The 20,478-nt window shown below is 66.3% G+C and carries 21 protein-coding genes and 1 pseudogene; 13 read left to right on the top strand and 9 right to left on the bottom strand.

Going from position 1 to position 20,478, the window contains the following annotated elements; genetic code table 11:
* Positions 1-492: 492 nt before the first annotated feature.
* Genes AWC07_RS19290 through AWC07_RS19280 form a run of 3 tightly spaced genes read right to left on the bottom strand, consistent with a single transcriptional unit; the run spans position 493 to position 2,989 of the window.
* On the bottom strand, positions 493-1,452 hold the full coding sequence (locus tag AWC07_RS19290) for an Imm52 family immunity protein (protein WP_139829787.1): 960 nt from the start codon (positions 1,450-1,452) through the stop codon (positions 493-495).
* 10 nt (positions 1,453-1,462) lie between these two features.
* The gene (locus tag AWC07_RS19285; protein ID WP_084293245.1) at positions 1,463-2,692 is read right to left on the bottom strand and encodes a Tox-REase-5 domain-containing protein; all 1,230 of its coding nucleotides are present in this window, start codon (positions 2,690-2,692) and stop codon (positions 1,463-1,465) included.
* A 3-nt stretch (positions 2,693-2,695) separates the two neighbouring features.
* Positions 2,696-2,989, bottom strand: coding sequence for a hypothetical protein (locus AWC07_RS19280; RefSeq protein ID WP_036408801.1), 294 nt, complete (start codon positions 2,987-2,989; stop codon positions 2,696-2,698).
* A gap of 301 nt (positions 2,990-3,290) precedes the next feature.
* Between AWC07_RS19280 and AWC07_RS27105 the strand changes: the two genes are divergently transcribed.
* Positions 3,291-3,758, top strand: a complete 468-nt coding sequence (locus tag AWC07_RS27105; protein ID WP_244187640.1) for an RDD family protein — start codon at positions 3,291-3,293, stop codon at positions 3,756-3,758.
* Here the strand turns inward: AWC07_RS27105 and AWC07_RS27735 are convergent.
* From AWC07_RS27735 to AWC07_RS19260, 3 genes are all read right to left on the bottom strand, one after another.
* Positions 3,739-3,948 (bottom strand): hypothetical protein, encoded by a 210-nt coding sequence (locus tag AWC07_RS27735; protein WP_051507758.1) that lies wholly within the window; start codon positions 3,946-3,948, stop codon positions 3,739-3,741. The genes AWC07_RS27105 and AWC07_RS27735 overlap by 20 nt on opposite strands.
* A 347-nt stretch (positions 3,949-4,295) precedes the next feature.
* On the bottom strand, positions 4,296-4,616 hold the full coding sequence (locus AWC07_RS19265; protein WP_036408799.1) for a DUF4286 family protein: 321 nt from the start codon (positions 4,614-4,616) through the stop codon (positions 4,296-4,298).
* A 20-nt stretch (positions 4,617-4,636) separates the two neighbouring features.
* Positions 4,637-4,918 carry a 2Fe-2S iron-sulfur cluster-binding protein gene (locus tag AWC07_RS19260; RefSeq protein WP_036408797.1) on the bottom strand — a complete coding sequence of 94 codons (282 nt, stop codon included), beginning with the start codon at positions 4,916-4,918 and terminating at the stop codon, positions 4,637-4,639.
* Between the two features lie 109 nt (positions 4,919-5,027).
* On the opposite strand from AWC07_RS19260, the gene AWC07_RS19255 reads away from it, so the two are divergent.
* From AWC07_RS19255 to AWC07_RS19240, 4 genes are read left to right on the top strand one after another with little or no spacing between them, the layout of a single operon-like run.
* Positions 5,028-6,440, top strand: a complete 1,413-nt coding sequence (locus AWC07_RS19255; protein WP_036417796.1) for a class I adenylate-forming enzyme family protein — start codon at positions 5,028-5,030, stop codon at positions 6,438-6,440.
* A complete protein-coding gene (locus AWC07_RS19250; protein WP_036417794.1) occupies positions 6,418-7,326 on the top strand; it encodes an acyl-CoA dehydrogenase family protein in 909 nt (302 codons plus the stop codon). The genes AWC07_RS19255 and AWC07_RS19250 overlap by 23 nt, the downstream gene beginning before the upstream one ends.
* Positions 7,313-8,401 carry an acyl-CoA dehydrogenase family protein gene (locus AWC07_RS19245; protein ID WP_036417793.1) on the top strand — a complete coding sequence of 363 codons (1,089 nt, stop codon included), beginning with the start codon at positions 7,313-7,315 and terminating at the stop codon, positions 8,399-8,401. Before AWC07_RS19250 ends, AWC07_RS19245 begins: the two co-directional genes overlap by 14 nt.
* On the top strand, positions 8,402-9,169 hold the full coding sequence (locus AWC07_RS19240) for an enoyl-CoA hydratase/isomerase family protein (protein WP_036417791.1): 768 nt from the start codon (positions 8,402-8,404) through the stop codon (positions 9,167-9,169).
* Between the two features lie 95 nt (positions 9,170-9,264).
* Here AWC07_RS19240 and AWC07_RS19235 read toward each other — a convergent pair whose 3' ends face one another.
* A complete protein-coding gene (locus AWC07_RS19235; protein WP_036417789.1) occupies positions 9,265-10,152 on the bottom strand; it encodes a proline-specific peptidase family protein in 888 nt (295 codons plus the stop codon).
* Positions 10,153-10,296: 144 nt separating this feature from the next.
* Here AWC07_RS19235 and AWC07_RS19230 point away from each other — a divergent pair, with 144 nt between their 5' ends.
* The 7 genes and pseudogenes from AWC07_RS19230 (at position 10,297) to AWC07_RS19200 (ending at position 18,341) form a co-directional block, all read left to right on the top strand.
* On the top strand, positions 10,297-11,448 hold the full coding sequence (locus AWC07_RS19230; RefSeq protein WP_036417787.1) for a thiolase family protein: 1,152 nt from the start codon (positions 10,297-10,299) through the stop codon (positions 11,446-11,448).
* A 23-nt stretch (positions 11,449-11,471) separates the two neighbouring features.
* Positions 11,472-12,356 carry a methylmalonyl Co-A mutase-associated GTPase MeaB gene (meaB, locus tag AWC07_RS19225; RefSeq protein ID WP_036417785.1) on the top strand — a complete coding sequence of 295 codons (885 nt, stop codon included), beginning with the start codon at positions 11,472-11,474 and terminating at the stop codon, positions 12,354-12,356.
* A gap of 136 nt (positions 12,357-12,492) precedes the next feature.
* Positions 12,493-12,792, top strand: coding sequence for a PE family protein (locus tag AWC07_RS19220; RefSeq protein ID WP_036417783.1), 300 nt, complete (start codon positions 12,493-12,495; stop codon positions 12,790-12,792).
* Between the two features lie 18 nt (positions 12,793-12,810).
* The gene (locus tag AWC07_RS19215; protein ID WP_036417781.1) at positions 12,811-13,947 is read left to right on the top strand and encodes a PPE family protein; all 1,137 of its coding nucleotides are present in this window, start codon (positions 12,811-12,813) and stop codon (positions 13,945-13,947) included.
* A 364-nt stretch (positions 13,948-14,311) separates the two neighbouring features.
* Positions 14,312-15,646, top strand: coding sequence for an MFS transporter (locus tag AWC07_RS19210; RefSeq protein ID WP_085105194.1), 1,335 nt, complete (start codon positions 14,312-14,314; stop codon positions 15,644-15,646).
* A 187-nt stretch (positions 15,647-15,833) separates the two neighbouring features.
* Positions 15,834-17,000: pseudogene (locus tag AWC07_RS19205) on the top strand (MFS transporter); the annotation flags it as partial.
* Between the two features lie 120 nt (positions 17,001-17,120).
* A complete protein-coding gene (locus AWC07_RS19200; RefSeq protein WP_036419901.1) occupies positions 17,121-18,341 on the top strand; it encodes a sensor histidine kinase in 1,221 nt (406 codons plus the stop codon).
* Positions 18,342-18,387: 46 nt separating this feature from the next.
* On the opposite strand, the gene narL is transcribed toward AWC07_RS19200, so the two are convergent.
* Together narL and AWC07_RS27730 are read right to left on the bottom strand one after the other, a co-directional pair.
* Positions 18,388-19,032 (bottom strand): two-component system response regulator NarL, encoded by a 645-nt coding sequence (narL, locus tag AWC07_RS19195; protein WP_023367793.1) that lies wholly within the window; start codon positions 19,030-19,032, stop codon positions 18,388-18,390.
* Between the two features lie 51 nt (positions 19,033-19,083).
* A complete protein-coding gene (locus AWC07_RS27730; RefSeq protein ID WP_167380107.1) occupies positions 19,084-19,299 on the bottom strand; it encodes a hypothetical protein in 216 nt (71 codons plus the stop codon).
* Between AWC07_RS27730 and AWC07_RS19190 the strand changes: the two genes are divergently transcribed.
* On the top strand, positions 19,252-20,472 hold the full coding sequence (locus AWC07_RS19190) for a sensor histidine kinase (protein ID WP_036416167.1): 1,221 nt from the start codon (positions 19,252-19,254) through the stop codon (positions 20,470-20,472). The two genes, AWC07_RS27730 and AWC07_RS19190, sit on opposite strands and share 48 nt — an antisense overlap.
* The last annotated feature ends 6 nt before the right edge of the window (positions 20,473-20,478 follow it).

Genomic DNA, 20,478 nt, shown 5'->3' with positions numbered 1-20,478 from the left:
ACATCATGCTCGCTGAGCCAAACAGGTGGTCCCTAGCTGGTGGCAAACCAGTGGTCCCTTCCCGGTGGCAAATGACAGTTGGTGGCCAAGCGCTGACTAGCTTGGACTGGGCTCGGGTGTTGTACTTGACGGAATGCTCCTGGGCCAGCGAGTTGGTGGGCGCGGGATTGGACTTTGCGACCGTTAGCGGGTTCTCCGACACGGGGGCGGTGAGCTTACTGCGCGGCTTGCAGCGCAAGATCGGCCGCGTCACCACGGCTGAGTTGCTGTTTCCTGGGAGCGGTCGGCACTCAAGACCCGCTGATGGAGGCTAGCGTCCTGCTCCTAATCGAAGTCTCTGACTCATCGGCGGAGTCATGCTGGGCCGGCGGGGCACAGCCCTGCGGAGCATCCTCATGCTAACCGTTGCTCATCGTCAATGGTGCGATTCTGGTGTACTGAATCTGAAATCGGGCTACCGGCAAGGGGTCACCGGTTCGACTCAACGACGAATTACCTGTCGTGCGCAGTGTTGCCACGCTGAGCGTCGCTGCGGTTAGTATCCGGGTTGCTTGCTGGGTAGGGGACACCGCGCATTTCCGTGCCACGTCGAGGATCAGATTGCCCCCCGTCCGTAGGCTTCACTGAGGTGCCCGGTGCGACCGGTGGTGCTGCCGGGCTGGCCGAGGAAGCGCCCACGTCTTGAGATGGTTCTGTGTGCTGTATAGCCACCTCGTAACCCATCGCCCTGCGCACCTGAAGGACATCGCGAAGCGGCGGGTTGGCTGGGTCTTGCCCCAGCAGCACCAACGTTCCGGTGCCGAGGTGTTCAACTGTTGCCCCAGCCGGCAACAACGCCATGTCGAATTTTACCGAATCGGAATCGCTGAGGAAATTAGCCCATCCGGCCGGATGTCCAATCAATTTCCCGAGCACATATCCGCGGCCGTCTTTGGTAGGGCGGTCCGGCTCTTTTTGCTTGTTGCGAAGATCGCTGTTCGTCCAAACACCCCAGTCGGGGTCGAAGATATCCAGTAGCGCCTGCAGAATATGGTGCGCGGTCTCTAGTCTGTACAAGCATGGCGCCGATTCTTGATCGGGAAGATCGACCGTGACGTTGTTTAATCCGATAGCTGATGTCCCAGCGATACGGATCGACAATTTAGCAGGTGGCCGGTTGTCGTCGGAGCCGCCATTCCACCAGTGTGCCGCGTACCCGTAGGGTTCGATGACTTCGTTGTTGTCCGGGCGGCGATTGCGCCCTGCCAGCAGTCGCTGCACCAAGTCGGTGTGATCGTTGGTTACCAGCGGCTGGGCTAACGCGTCCCCTTTTGATCGGCCCCCGTCACGCCAGCCTGAAAGTACGGGATCGAGCGCAGCCAGCGTCGTCACGAGCCGCGCAATCCGATAAGCGCATTCATCCAGCGATTCAGCACGGGGTCCCCAATACACCCCCACATCCGCTTTAGGCATGCGACCCTCTCTACTTGGGCGGAACCACTATGACACTAATGGTGTATCCGTTTCTTGTCAGAAGATCTTCCACGAGCGCCGCGGCTTCCGGCTGAGCGAATACCCACTCTATCGGTGTTGTCCCTGCGACCCGTATTTGATTGTACGCCTGATTGAGTATTCCCTGCTCTCCGGTAAACCAGGGCTTCCAGTGACCGTTTTCGATAAACTGATCGTAATAGCTCTTGACTTCGATGAGCGTTCCGTCTGTGAATCCGTCGAATTTGACTCCGTCGACGATGTATCCCTCGCTGACGGGTTGTCCGGTGATCTGCATTTGGTATTGGGCGGCGCGGTCGGACATGGATTCGGTGACCGGTTGCCAGGCGCCGGGGTCGTGCGGGACCGGTGTTGGCGAGTGTGCCGGCGGTTGCCATGGCTGTGCCCAATCGGGCACCAGCCGCGATAGCTGCGCCGGCGCGGTCTCCGAAATACCCAATTTCGCCTCTAGGGCGGCCTTTCTGGCGTTGAGCGCATCAGCTTCTCGATCGTAGGCGCTGACCGCGCCAGCATCGTTGAGTGGGGGCCGCCACGCATTATGCTTGCGGATCTCCTCCTTGAGTTGGTCATAGGCGGTCCGTGCCTGCTCAGCTGTCATACCCGACGGATCACCCGGCTGCGGTTGCTGTGGGCTGTCTTTGAAGGTGTGGCGGTCGACGGCTTGGATGTGAGGTTTGTGGTCGTGGGGTGTTTCCGGAAAGGTAGTAGTCGCGATTCCGGCGGTTGCGGCGGTGATCTTGCCGGCCACTTCATGTTCGACCGCCAGCAGTTGGGTGGCGCGCTGGCGGATGTCGGCAGCGAATGCTTGGGCTTGGGCTTGGCGCCCCGCCCGCTCGGCGGCATTGCCGCTGGCCCGGGTATCGGTCACCGAGAAGTCTTCTGCGACAGTGAAACCCGCGTTCTGAGCGTCCTCGACGGCATAGAGGACCCGGCGTTGGGCGGTGCCGATGGTTCCGGCGCCGTCCCGGGCGATCTTACTGGCTTGGCGTAGTTGGTCGGCTTTGGCGCTTACGACTGCGAAGTCGGCGCCGGTTCGCGCCCGCAGCGCATCACCGCCGGCGCCTTCCCACACCAGGGTGTGGGATTGGTTGCGCATCTGCAAAAACACGTCTTCCCACTGATGGGCGGTCTTGGTCCAGTAGGTGGCCGCCTCGATCAGATGCTGGGTGCTCCAGGCCCGGACTTGGGAAAGGGTGGCCACCGATTACACCAACCTGGCTTGCACGGCTGCCATCTCGGCCACAGCGGTCGCTTCGTTGCTGGCATATCCCGTAGCACCGGCCTGCACCGTGCTGGCCGTCGCTTGGGTGCGGGCGGCCAACGCCGCCGCAGCCAGGTCAACCGCTGCGTGGGCACTGCCCACCGCTACGGCGGTGGGTTGAAACGGCTGCCCCGGCAAGGGCGGTGCTAGGACGGCAAGTTCGGCGCTTCGCTGACTCCATTGACACGCCGTAGCTTCTAGCTGACCGACATCGATCCGCAACGGACCCTGCTCCATCCTCGGGAAGTGTAGCGGCGGGCCTAGAGCAACGCATCGGAGGCCGAATGATAGCGCGCCCCCGTCGGTTGCCGGGCCGTCCTTGCGCTTTGCCCGCGTCATCGCAAGACGCGATAAAGTGCTGGCCAAGAACGCCTTACGGACCAACCGAATGCGCATTCCCACTTTCCGGCCGGAAATCGCGTCGCACGAGACGGTACTTGCGTGGAACTGGGTCGTAATCCGAGCTATTGGCGAATTCGACTAGGGCACCAGCAGTTTCGGGTGAGTTGCATCCACTCGCCAGTGGAAGGCTCGGCAAATGACTGAACAGCCGCCACCCCCGCCCTCCGGTTATCCGCCACCGGCCGGTTCGCCACCGCCACCGCCGGGATATCCGCCGCCGCCGGCGCACGCGGGATATCCGCCGGTCCCGGGCCAGCCGATGGATGACTTGCCGATGGAAGCCTACGCCTCGTGGATCCGGCGGGTAGCCGCCTATCTCATCGACCACATGCTGGGGTTGGCGATCGGCGTGGCTCTCGGGATCGTCGGCGGGTTGATCGTCGCATGGGCCGGCGGGGGCGCACGCTTGCAGGGCGTCGTCGGATTGATCGTCAATCTGGCGATGCTGGCGTACTGGATCTGGAATTGGGGCTTCCGCCAAGGGATTACCGGCTCGACCGTGGGACAGGTGCGCCCATTGGCGTCGGATCGTCGATCGGCCGCTACTTCGCCCACATCCTGGATGCGATCACGTACGGCATCGGCTACCTGCTGCCGTTGTTGACCGCCAAACGGCAGACAATTGCCGACATGGTCATGGATACGGCTTGCTTGCTCGACGAGCCGCCGCAGGTGCCGAGTAGCCGCCAACCAAGACCGAGACTGCGGATGGCGATCGGTGTCGCGGTGCTGGCAACTGCGGCCATCCTCACCGTGCTGGCCTGTTTGAACAGCACCAGCCAGTGGGTCTGCACGAGCGGCGGCCGGTATCCGCACTGCGGGCCGCAGGTATCGGTCGGCCCGATCTCCTACGGCGCACCAAAAGTTTTCAACCCCTATATCGAGGCGGCCCTCGTAACGCCGCTGTGGACCGCGGGGATCTTCATCCTGCGGCGGTACTACCGGGCGATCTACGTGTTGGTAACGATTGCGGGCATCGATTATGGCATTCGCGCAGGGTCGCTACGACTGGGGCTGGAATCACAATTGGTTTGCGTTCCTGGCATGTGTTTCCTTGACGACGGCGGTGTTCGAGCTGATCGCGCGAAGCATCACCCGTTACGTTGCGGCACGCCGGGCTTAGCCACGGATGGCCCGGCGATCAGCCTGCCGGCTGGTACACACTCGTCACCTCCAACAGGCGCATCACCGGCGGGGGATCGAACTGCAGCGCGTCGGACATGTGCAACCGGCCGGCCGAGGCAACCATGTTGTCCAGGATCGCCTGCAGGTCATCGCCTTCGATCTCGTAGAGGGCCACGTATGGCCCGTCATCATTGACCGGTCTGAGGCGCCGCGCCGAGACGAATCCGTCGAGCGCCACCAGTTCGGGAATGTGGACGTCGTCGTACCAGCGGTTGTATTCCGGTTCGCGTTCGGGTGAGCTGGGACGAGTCTCGACATAGATGATTCCCCTGGCCATGGTCGGTGCCTCTCTGCTGACTATTCGTAGCGCACGGTGATCGATGCGGTTTCGGGAACGCCCTGGCAGGTCAGAATGTAGCCCTCGGCCACCTCGTCTTCCTCGAGCGCGTCGTTGACCCGCATGGTCGCGCTGCCCTCGACGAGCCTGGCCATGCAGGTTCCACAGTTGCCGGCCTCGCAGCTGAACGGTGGGTCCAGGCCGGCCCGGCGCGCGCTTTCCAACAGCGTCTCGCCGGGGACCAGGGGCACCGACACCTTCTTGCGGTCGAGCTGGATCGTCACCATGCCTGGCTCCGTCATGACCGCCTTCTCGGACTAGCTCGACTTGCGTTCTTCACTATAGAGAATAGTATTCTCCTGAGACGATAGTATCTTCTCAAGACGTCAAGGCCCTGGGGAAGGACGAGACGTGACCGAACCGGCCGCGCTCGTGTTCGAGGATCGGCGCTTCAGCCTGCCCACGCTCGACGCGCTGACCGGCGGTCTCGGAGCGGCCTTGCGGAAGCGCGGTGTCAACGCCGGCGAACGGGTCGCGCTGATGGCGTCCAACCGGCCGGAGTTCGTCGCCGCGTTGCAGGCGATCTGGCGGCTGGGGGCGGCAGTGGTGCTGATCAGCCCCGCCTGGAAGCGCGGCGAGGTCGACCATGCGCTGGGCGTGACCAACCCGGCTCACGCCGTCGGCGACCAACCGGTGCTGGCCGACCTGATGCCGATGCTGCACCTGGACGACCCGATCGCGCCCGCAGCGCCGTTGGCGGGTTCTCCTCGGCCCGGGGACGATGCGGTGCTGGTGTTCAGCTCGGGTACCACGGGTATGCCAAAAGCCGTGCGGCACACCCATGCATCGCTGGACGTCGCCGTTCGCCAGTGGCGCGATGCGTTGCAGCTGACCGAGCGCGACCGCATCCAGGTCGCCACGCCGCCGTCGCACATCCTCGGCCTGCTCAACATCCTCACCGCGTTTCGGACCGGCTCGTGGGTGCGGCTGCATCCCCGCTTCGACGTCGACCGGATGTTGTCGCACATCGAAAATGACCGCATCACAATCGAAATGGCGGTTGCGCCAATCGCGCACGCTATCGCGTCGCACCCTCGACTCGAGTCCTACGATCTGTCGTCGCTGCGTTTCATCATGTGGGGTGCCACACCGGTCACCGCCAGCATCGCCGAGACGGTGACCCGGCGGACCGGCGTCGGATGGGTGCCCGCCTACGGCACCACCGAATTACCGGTCATCGCCTGCAATCCCGTCCACCAGGCCCGGCTGGACTCGGTGGGGCGCCCGGTTGCCGGTGTGGATTTGCGGATCGTGTCGCCGGACACCGGCGAACCGGTCGACCCGGGGAAGGTCGGTGAGATTCAGGCCCGCTCGGCGTCGCTGATGGCCGGCTACCTGCCGGCCGCGGCCAGCGCTGAGGTGTGCTGCAACGGCTGGTATCGGACCGGGGACGTCGGCTGGCTCGATGGCGAGGGCTGGCTCCGAATTACCGACCGGCTCAAGGAGATGATCAAAGTGCGCGGGTTCCAGGTCGCGCCGGCCGAAGTTGAGACCGTGTTGCACGGTCATCCGGCGGTCCGTGATTGCGCGGTATTCGGTGTTCCCGACGGCGTCAACGGGGAGGCGGTCGTCGCCGCGGTCGCCACGCATACGCCCGCCAATGCCGGGGTGGCCGCCGAGCTCACCGAGCGGGTAGCGGCGAGGCTGGCGCCCTACAAACGGCTGAGCCGGGTGGTGTTCGTGCCCGACATTCCGCGCCTGCCCTCGGGCAAGGTGCTGCGCCGAGTGCTCAAGGAGCTTCATGGATGTCCGTCTGACAGCTGAACAACAACAATTGTGCGACGCCGCAACGAAATTGGGCGACGATCTGGGACCCGGGTCCGTGTCGGACCTGGCCGGTGAGGACCGGATTGCCCGGCTGGACCGCCAGATTGTCGCGACGGGCTGGCGGTCGCTGCGCTCCGATGGGGCATCAGGCATCGAAGTCGCCATTGTCGCAGAGGAATTCGGGCGCCGACTGGTCGATGCCCCGTTTCTCGGGCCGGTGCTCGCCGACGACCTGGCCCGCCATCTGGACACCGAGGCCGGTAGCAAGACGATCGCGGTCGACGACCTGGCATTCGATGCTCGCGGATATCGGCGGGCCCTGCTGCTATCAGGAACCGCGGTGTTCGCGGCTGACATCGATGCCGGCCGGGGCAGCGGCGCGGACCTGACCCGAGTGACGACGGGCATTGTCGAACCGCCGCTGCCCGTCGGCGAGGTATCCGCCGATACCGCCGGACGATGGCTAGCGCTCGCGCTGGTAGCCACCGCGGCGGATCTGGTGGGTGACGCCCGCGGCGCGCACGCGCTGGCCTGTGACTACGCGAAAATCCGTGAGCAGTACGGAAAGACGATCGGTTCGTATCAGGCCGTCGCGCACCTGCTGGCCGAAAGCCTGGCCCTGATCGAAGGGTCCATCAGCATCCTGCGCCACGCCGCCTGGGCGGTCGACGAACTCGAACCGGCCGCGGCGCTGCACGCTGCCCGGGTCGCCAAGCTCTATTGCGCACGAGCCACCCGAACGGTCTGCGAGACCGCGGTGCAGGTACACGGCGGCATCGGCAACACCTGGGATTGCCTGGCGCATGTGTACCTGCGCCGGGCCTTGACGTCGACCGAGCTGTGGCCGGTGAGCCTGAAGGAGGTCGGTCGTGGACTTTCGTGATTCCCCGCAGGAGGCCGCTTTCCGGGAACGACTGCGGGCCTGGCTTACCGTGCATGCCAAGGAGTTCTGCGCTATCGGCGACGAATACTGGGCCCGTCAGGCCGATTGGCATCGGGCGCTCCACCGAGCCGGGTTCTTCGGATTGTCCTGGCCGCGCGAGTACGGCGGCCAGGAGCTGCCGCCGGTCTACGACGTCATCGTCGACGAAGAGCTGGCGCGCGCGGGCGCTCCGCCGCGCCCCAGCGTGGGCTACCTGGTCTTCGGGATCGGCAGGCACGGCAGCGACGCACTGCGGCAACGCTTCCTGCCCGGCATCATCGACGGCACCCAGCGCTGGTGTCAGGGCTTCAGCGAGCCGGGTGCCGGCTCGGATCTGGCGTCACTGACCACCACCGCCACCCGCGAGGGCGACCACTATGTGGTGCACGGACACAAGATCTGGACCAGCTACTCCGATGTGGCCGACTGGTGTCTGCTGCTGGCCCGCACCGATCGGGAGGCGCCGCGACATCGCGGCCTGTCGGCGTTCGTCATCGAGATGAAACAGCCCGGCGTGCAACAACGTCCGCTGCGCATGATGAACGGCGTCAGCAACGAATTCGGTCAGGTGTTCTTCGACGGCGCAACCGTTGCGGCGGACCGCATGGTGGGCGGTCCCGGCGACGGCTGGGCGGTGGCCATGACCGTGGTCGGGCACGAACGCGAGCCGTCGACGCTGGGCTATGCGGCCCGCTACGCCAAGCTGGTACGAGAGTTGCTGGCGCACAACGATGATCCGATAACCGACGAGCTCGCATGGGCGGCGGTCCAGGCGGAGATGTTGACCCACCACGTCCGCCGCCGGCTGTCCGAACAGCTCGACGGGGTCTCGCACGGACCCGAAGGATCGCTGGACAAGCTGCTGATGACGTGGGTGGAGCAGTCCGTCGGGCACGCCGCACTGGCCGTCGGCGGAACCCGCGACCCGGACCTGCTCAGCGCCTACCTGTACAGCCGCGCGCAGAGCGTGATGGGCGGCACCTCGCAGATACAGAAGAACATCATCGCGTCGCGAATCCTCGGATTGGGAGTCTGAATGTACGACATGCCAACAGAAATCGATGTCCGTGCCGACGGGGGGTTGCGGATCATCACCCTCAACCGTCCCGATGCCCTCAACGCCGTCAACGACAATCTGCATGTCGGGCTGGCGCAGCTGTGGCCGCGATTGAGCGACGATCGCACTGCCCGCGCCGCGGTGCTCACCGGCGCCGGCCGGGCGTTCTCGGCGGGCGGCGATTTCACGTATCTGGCGGAATTGGCCCACGACGCCGATCTGCGCGCCAAGACCATCGCGCACGGGCGCGACATCGTGTTGGGTATGGCACGCTGCCGAGTGCCGGTAGTGGCGGCGGTCAACGGCCCGGCCGTCGGCTTGGGCTGCAGCCTGGTCGCACTGAGTGACATCGTCTACATTGCCGAAGAGGCCTACCTGGCCGACCCGCATGTGCAGGTGGGATTGGTGGCCGCGGATGGGGGTCCGCTGACCTGGCCGTTGCACATCAGCTTGATGCTGGCCAAGGAATATGCGTTGACCGGCACCCGAATTCGCGCCCGGCGAGCCGTCGAACTCGGGCTGGCCAACCACGTCGTCGCCGACCCGGTCGCCGAGGCGGTGGCGTGCGCCCAGCGGATCATGCAGTTGCCCCAGCAGGCCGTCGAGAGCACCAAGCGGGTGCTCAACATCCATCTGGAACGAGCGGTGCTGGCCAGCTTGGACTATGCCCTGTCGGCCGAGCACCAATCCTTCACCACCGAGGACTTCCGTTCGATCATCACCAAACTGACCGCCGGCAAGAACTGACGAGCGGAACGTCACGGCGAAATTTCGCGCCGGTTTTGGCCCCAGTTTTGGCCCCGGTTTTGGCCCCGGTTTCGGCCCCGGTTTTGGCCTTGGCGTTACGCGCGCGATGGGCCGCGTCGGTCGTGGTGACCCAGGAAGTCCCGCAGCAGCGCGTCGAAGCGGTCCGGTTCCTCGATGAAGGGCAGGTGTGCGCTGCGCTCGAAGAACTCGAACCGCGAACCGGCGATACGGCGGTGCATGTCGCGCATGTGTTCCGGCGAACATTCGTCATACCGACCGGCGATCAGCAGCGTTGGCAGGGTGATCTCAGCCAACCGATCGACGATGTCCCAGGATCGGATGGTGCCGACAATGTGAAAATCGCTGGGGCCGAACATCGTTTCGAAAATCTCGGTGCCCATGTTGCGGAATGCTTCGTAGAGTTCGTCGGGCCAGGGGCGGGTGCGGCACAGATACGTCTGGTTCCAGGTGGTGATCGCGGCCTGGTATTCGGCGGAATGCGTGGTGCCGGCGGCTTCGTGGCGGTCGATGGCGGCTTGGGTCGCCGGGTCCAACCTCGACTTCAGTCGGATCACGTGGTCGGCGAACTGTGGTATGGACGCGGTGCTGTTCGAGACGATCAGGCTGACGGCACCGGATGGAACGTCAAGAACATACTGTTGGGCGAGCATCCCGCCCCACGAGTTGCCGAAGATGTGAAAGGCATTGAGGCGCAGCGCTTGCACCACGGCATCCATTTCGGCCACCGAGCGTTGCATCGTCCACAGGTCCGCGTTCGACGTACAGTCGGAGTTTCCGCAGCCGAGCTGATCCCAGAAGATGACTTCCCGCGCGGTTGCCAGGCGTTCCAGCGAGGTCAAGTAGTAGTGCGGCAAACCCGGGCCGCCGTGCACCACAAGCAGCGGAAGGCCCGGTCCGCCGCCGACCCGCTTGAACCACACATTTCCGCCCGGGACCGCGATCGTCCCTTCCGGTCGAGTCATGCCACCAGCCAACCATCGGCCCCGACGAAGGCTGCGCTGCGCCCGCCCGCGTGGGCCCAGGTCGCGGCGGCCCACCTCCTTGCAACTCGCACTCTCAGACTGAGAGAATAGTGTTCTCGCCAACCTTGTGGATGGAGAAGACCTGTGCCAGAAGCCGTCATCGTGTCCGCCCTGCGTACGCCTATCGGCACCGCTCGCAAAGGAACCCTGCGCGACACCAGCGCGTTCGATCTGGCCCATCACGTGGTCAGCGAAGCCGCAGCCGGTCTCGACCCGGCACTGGTCGACGACGTGATCCTGGGCGAGGGTCTCTACGGCGGCGGCGTGATCGCCCGCCACGCTGCCATCACCGCCGGCCTGAGCCACGTACCCGGTCTGGCGAACAATCGGCACTGTGCGGCCGGGCAGGCGGCCGTGCAGAGCGCTGCGGCCGGTGTGCGCGCGGGAATGGATCAGCTCGTCATCGCCGGCGGAGTGAACTCGGCGTCCACGTCGCCGCGGTCTCGGATGCAGGTCGACGGCGACTGGGTCGACTGGTTCCCGCCGACCCACCCCGACCGGCCCGACGCGCCCAACCTGGACATGTCCATCACCGTGGGGTGGAACGCCGCGGTCAAAGCGGGCATCAGCCGCGAGGAGATGGACGCGTGGGCGCTTCGGTCACACCGCAACGCAATCGCCGCGATCGACGAAGGCCGGTTCAAGGAAGAGATCATCCCCATCGAGACGCCGCATGGGCTGTTCTCGGTCGACGAACATCCACGCCGCGACACCACCATGGAGAAGCTGGCTGCGCTCAAGCCCTTGCATCCCGAAATAGCGGGCTTCTCGATCACCGCGGGTAATGCCTGCGGCGCCAACGACGGTGCCGCCGTGCTGACCGTCGCGAGCGACCGGCTCAGTGACCGGCTGGGACTGCCCACGCTGGCCCGCATCGTGTCCTGGGCGTCCGTCGGTGTGGACCCGGCGGCAACCGGCTTGGCGCCGGTCGAGGTGATCCCGAAAGCCCTTGCCCGCGCTAGATTTTCGATCTCCGACGTGGATCTGTTCGAAATCAACGAAGCATTCGCGTCGATGTGTGTGGCCACCGTGAAAATGCTCGACCTCGACCCGGACCGGGTCAACGTCAGCGGCAGCGGCTGCTCGCTGGGCCATCCCGTGGCGGCAACCGGCGCCAGAATGCTGGCGACGCTGGTGCACGAACTGCGCCGCCGCGGCGGCGGTATCGGCGTCGCGGCGATGTGTGCCGGCGGCGGCATGGGTTCGGCGACGGTCATCGAGGTTGCAGCGGCATAACGAGCCGCAACGAGCCGTAACGCATGGACATCGCCGATCTGATTGCCCGGGCGCGCAACGGATCTCCCCGCGCGGCAGGTCGGCTGCTGAGCCTCGTCGAGGGTGACCGGCGTGACGAGGTACTGGCCGCCATCGACGCTGCGCTGAAATCGGAGATCCGCGTCGTCGGCATCACCGGGCCGCCGGGCGCCGGAAAATCGACGACGATAGCGGCCCTGGTCGGCGCCTACCGGGAGCGCGGCTGCCGGGTGGCGGTACTGGCTGTGGACCCGTCGTCGCCGTTCAGTGGGGGTGCCCTGCTCGGCGATCGGATCCGGATGACCGCACACATCAACGACTCCGACGTACTGATCCGCTCGGTGGCCAGCCGCGGCCACCTTGGCGGTCTGGCCGCCGCCGTTCCCGCCGCCATCCGGCTGCTGCAAGCCATCTGTTACGACGTCGTTCTGCTGGAAACCGTCGGGGTGGGCCAGTCGGAGATCGAGATCGCCGCCGTCGCCGACCCGACCGTCGTCATCCTCAACCCCGGCACGGGTGATGCTGTGCAGGCCGCCAAAGCGGGTCTGCTCGAGGTCGCCGACATCGTGGTGGTCAACAAGGCCGATCGAGACGGCGCCGAGCAGACCGTGCGGGATCTGCGGGCCGAAACCGATGCTCCCATCCTCAAACTCGCGGCCGCACGCGGTGAGGGCGTTGCGGACCTGGTAGCCGCGATCGACGCACATCACCGCGGCGACAGCCGGGACCGCCGGCTGGCCCGTGCCCGCTCGCTGATCCTGTCATTGGCACACACCCGGCTGCGGACCCGTGCGGACCTCGATCGTCTCGCCGAGTCGGTGGTCGACGGCCGCGAAGATCCGTATACGGCTGCCGAGTGGTTGTTGTCCCCGCACCCGCAACCGGACTGAAACCCCCGACCGAAGTGCGGCCCATCGCGCCGGGTGGAGGACACCAACTCCGTCGATCGGTGGACAGCATGATTCCGCCAGCAAAGTGCCCGCTCGCCCGACAGACATCGGAGGGAAGCCACGGCACTGTTGTGTCATGTCTTTCGTGACCAGTGAACCCGAGGCGCTGATCTCGGCAGCGGGGAACCTGCAGTCGATCGGTAGCGCCATGAACGCGAGTAATGCGGCCGCGATAGCTCCCATCACCGGCGTCGTACCGGCCGCCGCAGACGAGGTGTCGGCGCTGACCGCGGCACACTTCGCGGCCCACGGCGCTCTCTATCAAGCGGTCAGCGCACAGGCCGCGGCGATTCACGAGCTCTTTGTGACCACCCTCGGAGCCAGCGGCGGTTCCTACGCGGCGACCGAGGCGGCCAACGCGATCGCAGCCCGCTAAGGGACGGATTCCGCAGCGATGGTGTACGGGGCGCTGCCGCCCGAGATCAATTCCGGACGCATGTACGCCGGGCCGGGGGCAGGATCGATGCTGGCCGCCGCCGGCGCGTGGGATGGCCTGGCCGTCGAGTTGACCTCCATCGCAATCGCCGTCGAGTCGGTGGTCATCGGACTGATCAGCGGGCCCTGGCTCGGCGCCAGCGTGACCACGATGGCCGCTGCCGCCACACCGTATGTGACGTGGCTGAAAGCCACCGCTGCTCAAGCTGAGCAGGCTGCCGGCCAAGCCAAAGCGGCGGCCGCCGCTTACGAGTGCGCCCACGCGATGACCGTTCATCCGGCACTCGTGGCAGCCAATCGTGCGCAGCTGGCGGTCCTGATCGCCAGCAACCTACTCGGCCAGAACTCGCCGGCGATCGCGGCCATCGAGGCCCAGTACGGCGAGATGTGGGCTCAGGATGCGGCCGCGATGTACGGCTACGTCGCGGCGTCGTCCGCCGCGACCAGCTTGACCCCGTTCACCCCGCCGCCGCCGACGGCCAACCCGGCGGGGCTGGTCAGCCAGGCCGCCGCTGTTGACCAAGCCGCCGGCAATTCGGTGGCCACCAACGTCGCCACGGTGCTGTCCGAGCTGATGTCGGGGTTGACCGCCGGCGACGCGTCGGTACTCCCGGAATGGGTGCAAGACCTGCAGACCGTGGTGAGCCTTTTCGGTACCCCGTTCTTCGTCTGCACTTCGTCTGCCGGGCTGATGATGTCGGCGATGTCGACCATCAAGGGCCTGTTCCCGGCGGCGGCTGCGGTCGGCAGCCAGATCGCGGCGGCGGCGGAATCCGCCGCCGCGGGAGCCCTGGGTTCGGCGGGCATGGCGGGCCTGACCGGCGCGGTGTCGGCCGGCCTGGGTGAAGCGGCGAGGGTCGGCGGCTTGTCGGCGCCCGTGGCGTGGGCCGCCTCCGCCCCCACCCTGAGTCATGCCGCGGTCGCGGCGCTGCCGGGCGCCGTCTCCACCGGCGCTTCCTCGCTCGGGTCCGGCGCGTCCCCCGGTCTACTGGGCGGGTTACCGCTGGCTAGCGCAACCGAGCGGGCCGCCGCGGCCGGCAACGCAGCGCAGGACGGCATCGAGCCGCTTCGGGTGCTGCCGCAGCTGATCGGATAGCGACTCGGGTAATGACGAGCGTTTGGCGGGTCCGGGCAGCCCGGCCCTTATCCAATCCGGCCACGTCCCCCGATCGGTGGACCGAGATCGCGGCGTTTTTGCGGCCGATCGGCGGAGTTGTCGCAACGTGATCATCTCTACCGTTCAATTGATGACGACAACCGCGGCCATCGCAGGCAGCGAACCAGTGCTGACTTCGGGCTCGGACGTCGATCTCCGTTCCGCTTTGCTGCGGCCGCGAACGGTGGCCGCCACTCACCGGTGTGCCGGCGAGCACTGGGCCGGGTCGAGGGCGGTGAGAGCAAAGCGCTCCGGGGTGGTCAAAGTAGTTGGCGGGCGTGCCGGCCTCGCCCTGCGTCACCGGATGCCTGATTCGAACACCTCATCACGCTCGTCCTGCCCGGATGGGTTTCCGGGCGTCATCTGGCTGCTGCTGGGCGGCAACCTGGTAGTGCGCGCGGCGGGGTTCGCTTATCCGTTCATGGCGTTTCACGTGGCCGGGCGAGGGCACCCGGCGAGCGCTGTCGGCGCGGTCCTGGCCGCCTTCGGACTCGGCTGGGCAGTGGGCCAGCTGACATGCGGCTGGCTGGTGGACCGTACCGGGCCGCGCGCGACGCTGGCGTCCACCATGCTGGTTGCGGCCACGGTGCTGGTGCTGATGGCCCAGGCCCGCAGCGTGCCGGCATTGCTGATCGGTGCTCTGGTCACCGGTGTGGTCTATGACGCGCCGCGCCCGGTGCTGGGTGCCGCGATCGCCGAGTTGGTGCCCGATCCCGGGCGGCGGGCGAAGATCGACACCTGGCGCTTCGGCTGGATCGTCAGCATTGGCCGCGCGATCACCGGCGGTGTGGGTGGTCTGCTCGCCGGCTGGTCGGGCGTGCCCGTGCTGTTCTGGATCAACGCCGTTGCGTGCGCGATGCTGGCGCTGCTGGCGGCCCGCTGCATCCCGGCCAGGGAGCATCGCCGGTCCCCGGCGGTCGCCGAGCCGGTTGCTCAGACGGCTGACATCGGTTACCGCGGAGCGTTTTTGGATGCTCGGCTGGTCCTGCTGCTGGGGTCCAGCCTCGCGACGTTGACGGCGGTCCGTGGTCTTTATGCCGCGGTACCCATGTTGATGGCCGACAGCGGTTTGGGCGCCGGCGAATTCGGCTGGGCGCAACTGGCCAATGCCGTTGCCGGCATTGGCCTGACCCCGGTGATGACACCGTGGCTGGGCCGGAAAGCGGCGGCCCGCTTCCGTCCGAGGCTCGACATCCTGGCCGGCGCCGGCGTGTGGACGGCGGTGAGCATGTCGGGCGCCGCGCTCGCACACACCACCCTGGGCTTCACCGTCGCCACCGCGGTCTGCACCCCGGGCGAGATCGCCTGGTTCGTGATCGCCGCCGGCATCGTGCACCGGATCGCTCCGCCCGCCAATGGCGGCCGTTACCACGGCATCTGGTCCATGACGCTGGCTATCGCTTCGGTGGTAGCCCCAATCATCGCCTCCTACAGTCTGATTCATGGCGGTCATCGTCTGGTGGCGATCGTCACCGTGACGGTCGGCCTGACCGGCGCCGCCCTGTGCCTGCCGCTGGCCCGCGCGCTGGGCCGGTCCATTTCAGCGCCGGCCCTGAGTCACCCTGAGGCGGAGCCACTTTGCCGCACACGGTACGTCACCGGCGTCGAGCAGCCGGGTCACCAAGCCGCGCCGAGGTGACGTCATGCGCGCACTCGTTCATCACAGCTCGACCCGCGGCGTGTCCCCTGGCCGGAGGAACTGGCGTTCATCAAGCGATGGGCCCGATCGGCGGTACCCCGCGCGGCGCCGCGTCGCTACCTTGAGGCCCGTTGCCGCGGTCTCGTCATCCGCGGCGCAGCCGGCCCGCGATCGCTATCCGGCGGTGATGTGGTTACTGCTGGCCGGTAACCTGCTGGTGCGCTCGGCAGGCTTCGCCTATCCGTTCCTGGCCTACCACGTGGCCGGACGGGGTCATCAGGCAGGAGCCGTGGGCGCGGTCCTGGCGGCCTACGGCGCGGGATGGGCGGTGGGGCAGCCGCTGTGTGGCTGGCTGGTCGACCGCTACGGTGCCCGATCGACGCTGGTGTCCACCATGGCCGTGGCGGCCGCGATGCTGATGCTGATTGCCGTGGTGCACAGCCTTGCAGTGTTGTTGGTGGCGGCCATGATCGCCGGATTAGCCTGCGACACACCGCGTCTGGTGCTCGCCGCCGCGATTACCGCCCTGATTTCGGATCCCCGGCAACGCGCCAGACTTGACAGCTGGCGCTACGGGTGGATTCTCAACATCGGCGCGGCGATCGCGGGCGGGGTCGGCGGTCTGCTCGCGGAGTGGATGGGCACCTCGCTGCTGTACTGGATCAACGGGATCGCATGCGCAACTTTCGCGGTGGTGACGGCCCGCTGCATACCGGCCGGCCGGTACCATGCGGCGACGCCGGTGACCGCCCACGCCAGAGGCGATTACCGGCAAGTCTTCGCCGACAAACGGCTGGTTCTGTTGGTCGCGTCGGGCTTGGCGACTCTCACGGTGCTGATGGGCATCTTCGCCGTCGTACCGATGCTGATGAACGCGTCCGGCCTGGGTGCCGGCGCTTACGGCTGGGTGCAGGTGGTCAACGGCGCGGCGGTGGTGGCCCTAACCCCTTTGATGACACCGTGGTTGAGTAAGCGGCTGGCGGTCGGCCCCAGGATCGACATGTTGGCCGTCGCGGGAGTGTGGTTGACTCTGTGCATGGGCGCGGCCGGGATCGCGCACACCACGGCCGGTTTCAGTGTTGCCGTGGCGGCGTGCGCACCGGGTGAGATCGTCTGGTTTGTGGTTAGCGCCGGCATCGTCCACCGGATCACTCCGCCCGCCAGTAGTGGCCGTTACCAAGGAGTTTCGTCCATGACGACGGCGGCTGCGGCGGTGACCGCGCCAATTCTGGCTTCCTGCAGTCTCGCACACGGCGGGCGACTGCTGATGGTCGGCACCACCGTGACCGCCGGCCTGCTCGGCACTGCTCTGTGCGCACCCCTGGCACGTGTTTTGGCCGGAGCCGACCCCGGCGGGGGGGTTGCGCAACCACGGCGCCAGGCGCTACTGAGCAGCCGGACGGCGAAGCCGGTCCAGAGGGACCGGTCCGCTCCGCATCCGGCGGTGAAGCGCCGCCGTGAGTACGGTGTTCCCGTGGCAATCGCCAGCGACGTGGAACTGGAGCGGGTACGCAACCTGCACCAGCTGCGCTCGTACCGGATCGTCTCGGTACTTCGCATCGGGGTCCTGGTGTTCGTCATTGCCGCGATGGTCGTCGGCACCCCAGAGCGCGAATGGGCCCGGCAAACTGTCTTAGTCGCCTTGTATGGCATTGCCGCATTGTGTGCCCTGGCATTGGCCTTTTCCCCGGCGCGACGACAGCCCGGAGCGGGGGAATCGTCGGGCGTGCGCCGGTGGGAACCTCTGGTGTTCACCGGCGTCGACATCGTGGCGTTGACCGGCTTCCAGCTGCTGTCCGCCCACGGATTCTATCCACTGCTGATCATGACGTTGCTGCCGGTCCTGGCGGGCGTCGATATCTCGTCACGGCGAGCTATGACGGTGCTGGCGTTCAGCCTGCTCGGGTTCGTGCTGGCGGGGGTCCACGACGGCGTGCTCCTCGGCCCGAGTGGCTGGCCCCATACCGGTTTTCTCTTCTCAATGTATGCATTTCTGTGCGCCACAGCGTTGGTGGTGGTGCGCATCGAGGAGCGCCACATTCGCTCGGTGGCCGGGTTGAGCGCGTTGCGCGAGGAGTTGCTGGCTCAGACCATGACGGCCTCTGAGGTGTTGCAGCGCCGGATCTCGGAGTCCATTCACGATGGGCCGTTGCAAGATGTGCTGGCCGCCCGTCAGGAACTCGTCGAGCTGCAGATCGCATGGCCGGGCGACGAGCGGGTGGACCGAGCGTTGGCCGGCTTGCAGGATGCCTCAGAACGTCTGCGGCAGGCCACCTTTGAGCTGCATCCGGCCGTCCTCGAGCAAGTCGGGCTGGGGGCGGCGGTCGAACAGCTGGCCGCCTCCACCGCGCAGCGTTCGGGCATCAAGGTCAGCACCGACATCGACTATCCGGTGCGCAATGAGATCGACCCGATTGTGTTCGGTGTGGCCCGTGAGTTGCTGTCGAACGTGGTGCGCCATTCCCGGGCCCGCACCGCATCGGTCAGCCTCGGGATCATCGACGACACCTGCGTTTTGGATGTCGCCGACGACGGGGTGGGAATCAGCGGCGACACCATGGCCCGTCGCCTCGGCGAGGGGCACATCGGCCTGGCTTCGCATCGGATGCGGGTCGACGCCGCCGGGGGCATATTCGTTTTTCTGGATACCCGGGCGGGCACCCATGTCCGCGTGGTACTACCGCTGAAGTCCTGATCGCCGCACGCGATTGCTGGCCAAGAGGCAGTCAGTCGAGCGGCACTCAGTCGAGCAGCCCCTGCCGCATGGCTTCGGCCACTGCGGCCGCACGGTCGCTGACACCGAGCTTTTCGTAGAGCCGCTGCACATGGGTCTTGACCGTCGACGGCGCCACATACAGTTCGCCGGCGATCGCGGGAATGCTCTGGCCGCGGGCAATACGATTGAGCACCTCTCGCTCGCGGGCGCTGAGCACCGGAGCCGTCGGGGCCGCTCGCTGGCGGATCTCGCCGGCAAGGCCGCCAACCAAGGAGGGCGCGACGACGTCTCGTCCCTTGGCGCAATCGAGTACGGCTTTGACGATCTCGGTGCGTGTCGAATCCTTCAACAGGAACCCGGCGGCGCCCTGCTGCAATGCCTGGTAAACGATCGCCGATTCGTCGTGCGCCGAAATCAGCAGCACGCGGGTCGGCAAGTCGTAGCTTCGCACCGCGGCGGCCACCTGGGCGCCGTCCATGCCCGGCATCCGGTAGTCGAGCAAGGCAACGTCGGGCAGCTCGGTCTTGATCAACTCCAGTGCCGTCGCGCCATCATCGGCCTCACCGACCACGTTGACCGAGCCGCTCAACGAAAGCGCGCGCACCACGCCCTCACGGAACAGCGGGTGGTCATCGCCGACCACCACACGGACTTTCTCGGGCGCCGTCATGTTCGAGTCATGTCCCTGTTATTTCCGGGTCATGTCTGGGCCATGTCCGGGTCATGTCCATGTCGGCCGACCATGGCGATGAGTGTAGTCGTTCGCCGCGACCATCTGCCCGCAATTCCCGGACAACTCGCGGGCCCGCTCGACAGTTTGCTCCGGCGGATCGGCGATCTTGCCGCGCAACACCCCAATCGCATCCGCGGTCATGACTACGGTGTTCTTGTGGTAGAAGCCAGCGACGCAGAACTGATACGGGTGCGCGAGCTGCACCAGCTGCGCTCCTACCGAATCGCTTCGGTGCTCCGAATCGGAGTTGTGCTGTTGATGGTCGCCGCCATGCTGGTCGGCACCAACCACTCGGAATGGCTGCAGCAATCCGCGTTGATCGTCGCCTACGCGTTGGCCGCGCTGTGGGCCCTGGCCTTGGCGTATTCGCCGTCGCGACGCGTCATTGTGTTGCGCCGATTCGTCAGGATGGCCAGACACGAGCCGTTTGCGTTCACCGCCGTCGACGTATTCGCGTTGACCGGTTTCCAGTTGCTGTCCACCGACGGGATCTATCCGTTGCTGATCATGACCTTGCTGCCGGTGCTGGTGGGCTTGGACGTGTCGTCGCGGCGGGCGGCGGTGGTGCTGGCTTTCACACTCATCGGATTCGCCCTCGCGGTGGTCCAAGACCCGGCGATGGTGCGGGCAATCGGATGGCCCGAAGCGATATTCCGATTCGTCCTCTATGCGTTTCTTTGTGCCACCGCATTGGTCGTCGTTCGGATCGAGGAGCGCCACGCCCGCTCGGTAGCGGGTCTGAGCGCGTTGCGCGAGGAGCTGCTGGCTCAGACCATGACGGCCTCTGAGGTGTTGCAGCGCCGGATCTCGGAGTCCATTCACGATGGGCCGCTGCAAGATGTGCTGGCTGCCCGTCAGGAGCTCATCGAGTTACAGACGGTTGCGCCCGACGACGAGCGTGTCAACCGGGCGTTGGCCGGTCTGCAGAGCGCATCGGAACGATTGCGGCAGGCCACCTTTGAGCTCCATCCGGCCGTCCTGGAACAGGTTGGCCTCGGTGCGGCCGTCGAACAGCTGGCCACGTCCACCGCGCAGCGTTCGGGCATCAAGGTCAGCACCGACATCGACTATCCGGTGCGCAATGAGATCGACCCGATCATGTTCGGTGTGGCCCGTGAGCTGCTGTCGAACGTGGTGCGCCATTCCCGGGCCCGCACCGCGTCGGTCACCCTCGGGATCACCGACGACACGTGCGTTTTGGATGTCGCCGACGACGGCGTGGGAATCAGCGGCGACACCATGGCTCGTCGCCTCGGCGAGGGGCACATCGGACTGGCCTCGCATCGGGCCCGGGTCGACGCCGCCGGCGGGACTTTCGTCTTCCTGGACACCCCGACGGGCACCCACGTCTGCGTCGAGCTCCCGCTGAAGTCCTGAAACGAC

This window comes from Mycobacterium gastri (genome assembly GCF_002102175.1).
Classification (GTDB): Bacteria; Actinomycetota; Actinomycetes; order Mycobacteriales; family Mycobacteriaceae; genus Mycobacterium; species Mycobacterium gastri.
This window is presented reverse-complemented; position numbering and strand designations above follow the sequence as displayed.

Coding starts and splice junctions, on each gene's coding strand:
- AWC07_RS19220 (WP_036417783.1), top strand. CDS start 12,493: ATGTCTTTCGTGACCAGTGAACCCGAGGCGCTGATCTCGGCAGCGGGG.
- AWC07_RS19235 (WP_036417789.1), bottom strand. CDS start 10,152: ATGACTCGACCGGAAGGGACGATCGCGGTCCCGGGCGGAAATGTGTGG.
- AWC07_RS19240 (WP_036417791.1), top strand. CDS start 8,402: ATGTACGACATGCCAACAGAAATCGATGTCCGTGCCGACGGGGGGTTG.
- AWC07_RS19260 (WP_036408797.1), bottom strand. CDS start 4,918: ATGACGGAGCCAGGCATGGTGACGATCCAGCTCGACCGCAAGAAGGTG.
- AWC07_RS19280 (WP_036408801.1), bottom strand. CDS start 2,989: ATGGAGCAGGGTCCGTTGCGGATCGATGTCGGTCAGCTAGAAGCTACG.
- meaB (WP_036417785.1), top strand. CDS start 11,472: ATGGACATCGCCGATCTGATTGCCCGGGCGCGCAACGGATCTCCCCGC.
- AWC07_RS19265 (WP_036408799.1), bottom strand. CDS start 4,616: ATGGCCAGGGGAATCATCTATGTCGAGACTCGTCCCAGCTCACCCGAA.
- AWC07_RS19210 (WP_085105194.1), top strand. CDS start 14,312: ATGCCTGATTCGAACACCTCATCACGCTCGTCCTGCCCGGATGGGTTT.
- AWC07_RS19215 (WP_036417781.1), top strand. CDS start 12,811: ATGGTGTACGGGGCGCTGCCGCCCGAGATCAATTCCGGACGCATGTAC.
- AWC07_RS19290 (WP_139829787.1), bottom strand. CDS start 1,452: ATGCCTAAAGCGGATGTGGGGGTGTATTGGGGACCCCGTGCTGAATCG.
- narL (WP_023367793.1), bottom strand. CDS start 19,032: ATGACGGCGCCCGAGAAAGTCCGTGTGGTGGTCGGCGATGACCACCCG.
- AWC07_RS19250 (WP_036417794.1), top strand. CDS start 6,418: ATGGATGTCCGTCTGACAGCTGAACAACAACAATTGTGCGACGCCGCA.
- AWC07_RS27105 (WP_244187640.1), top strand. CDS start 3,291: ATGACTGAACAGCCGCCACCCCCGCCCTCCGGTTATCCGCCACCGGCC.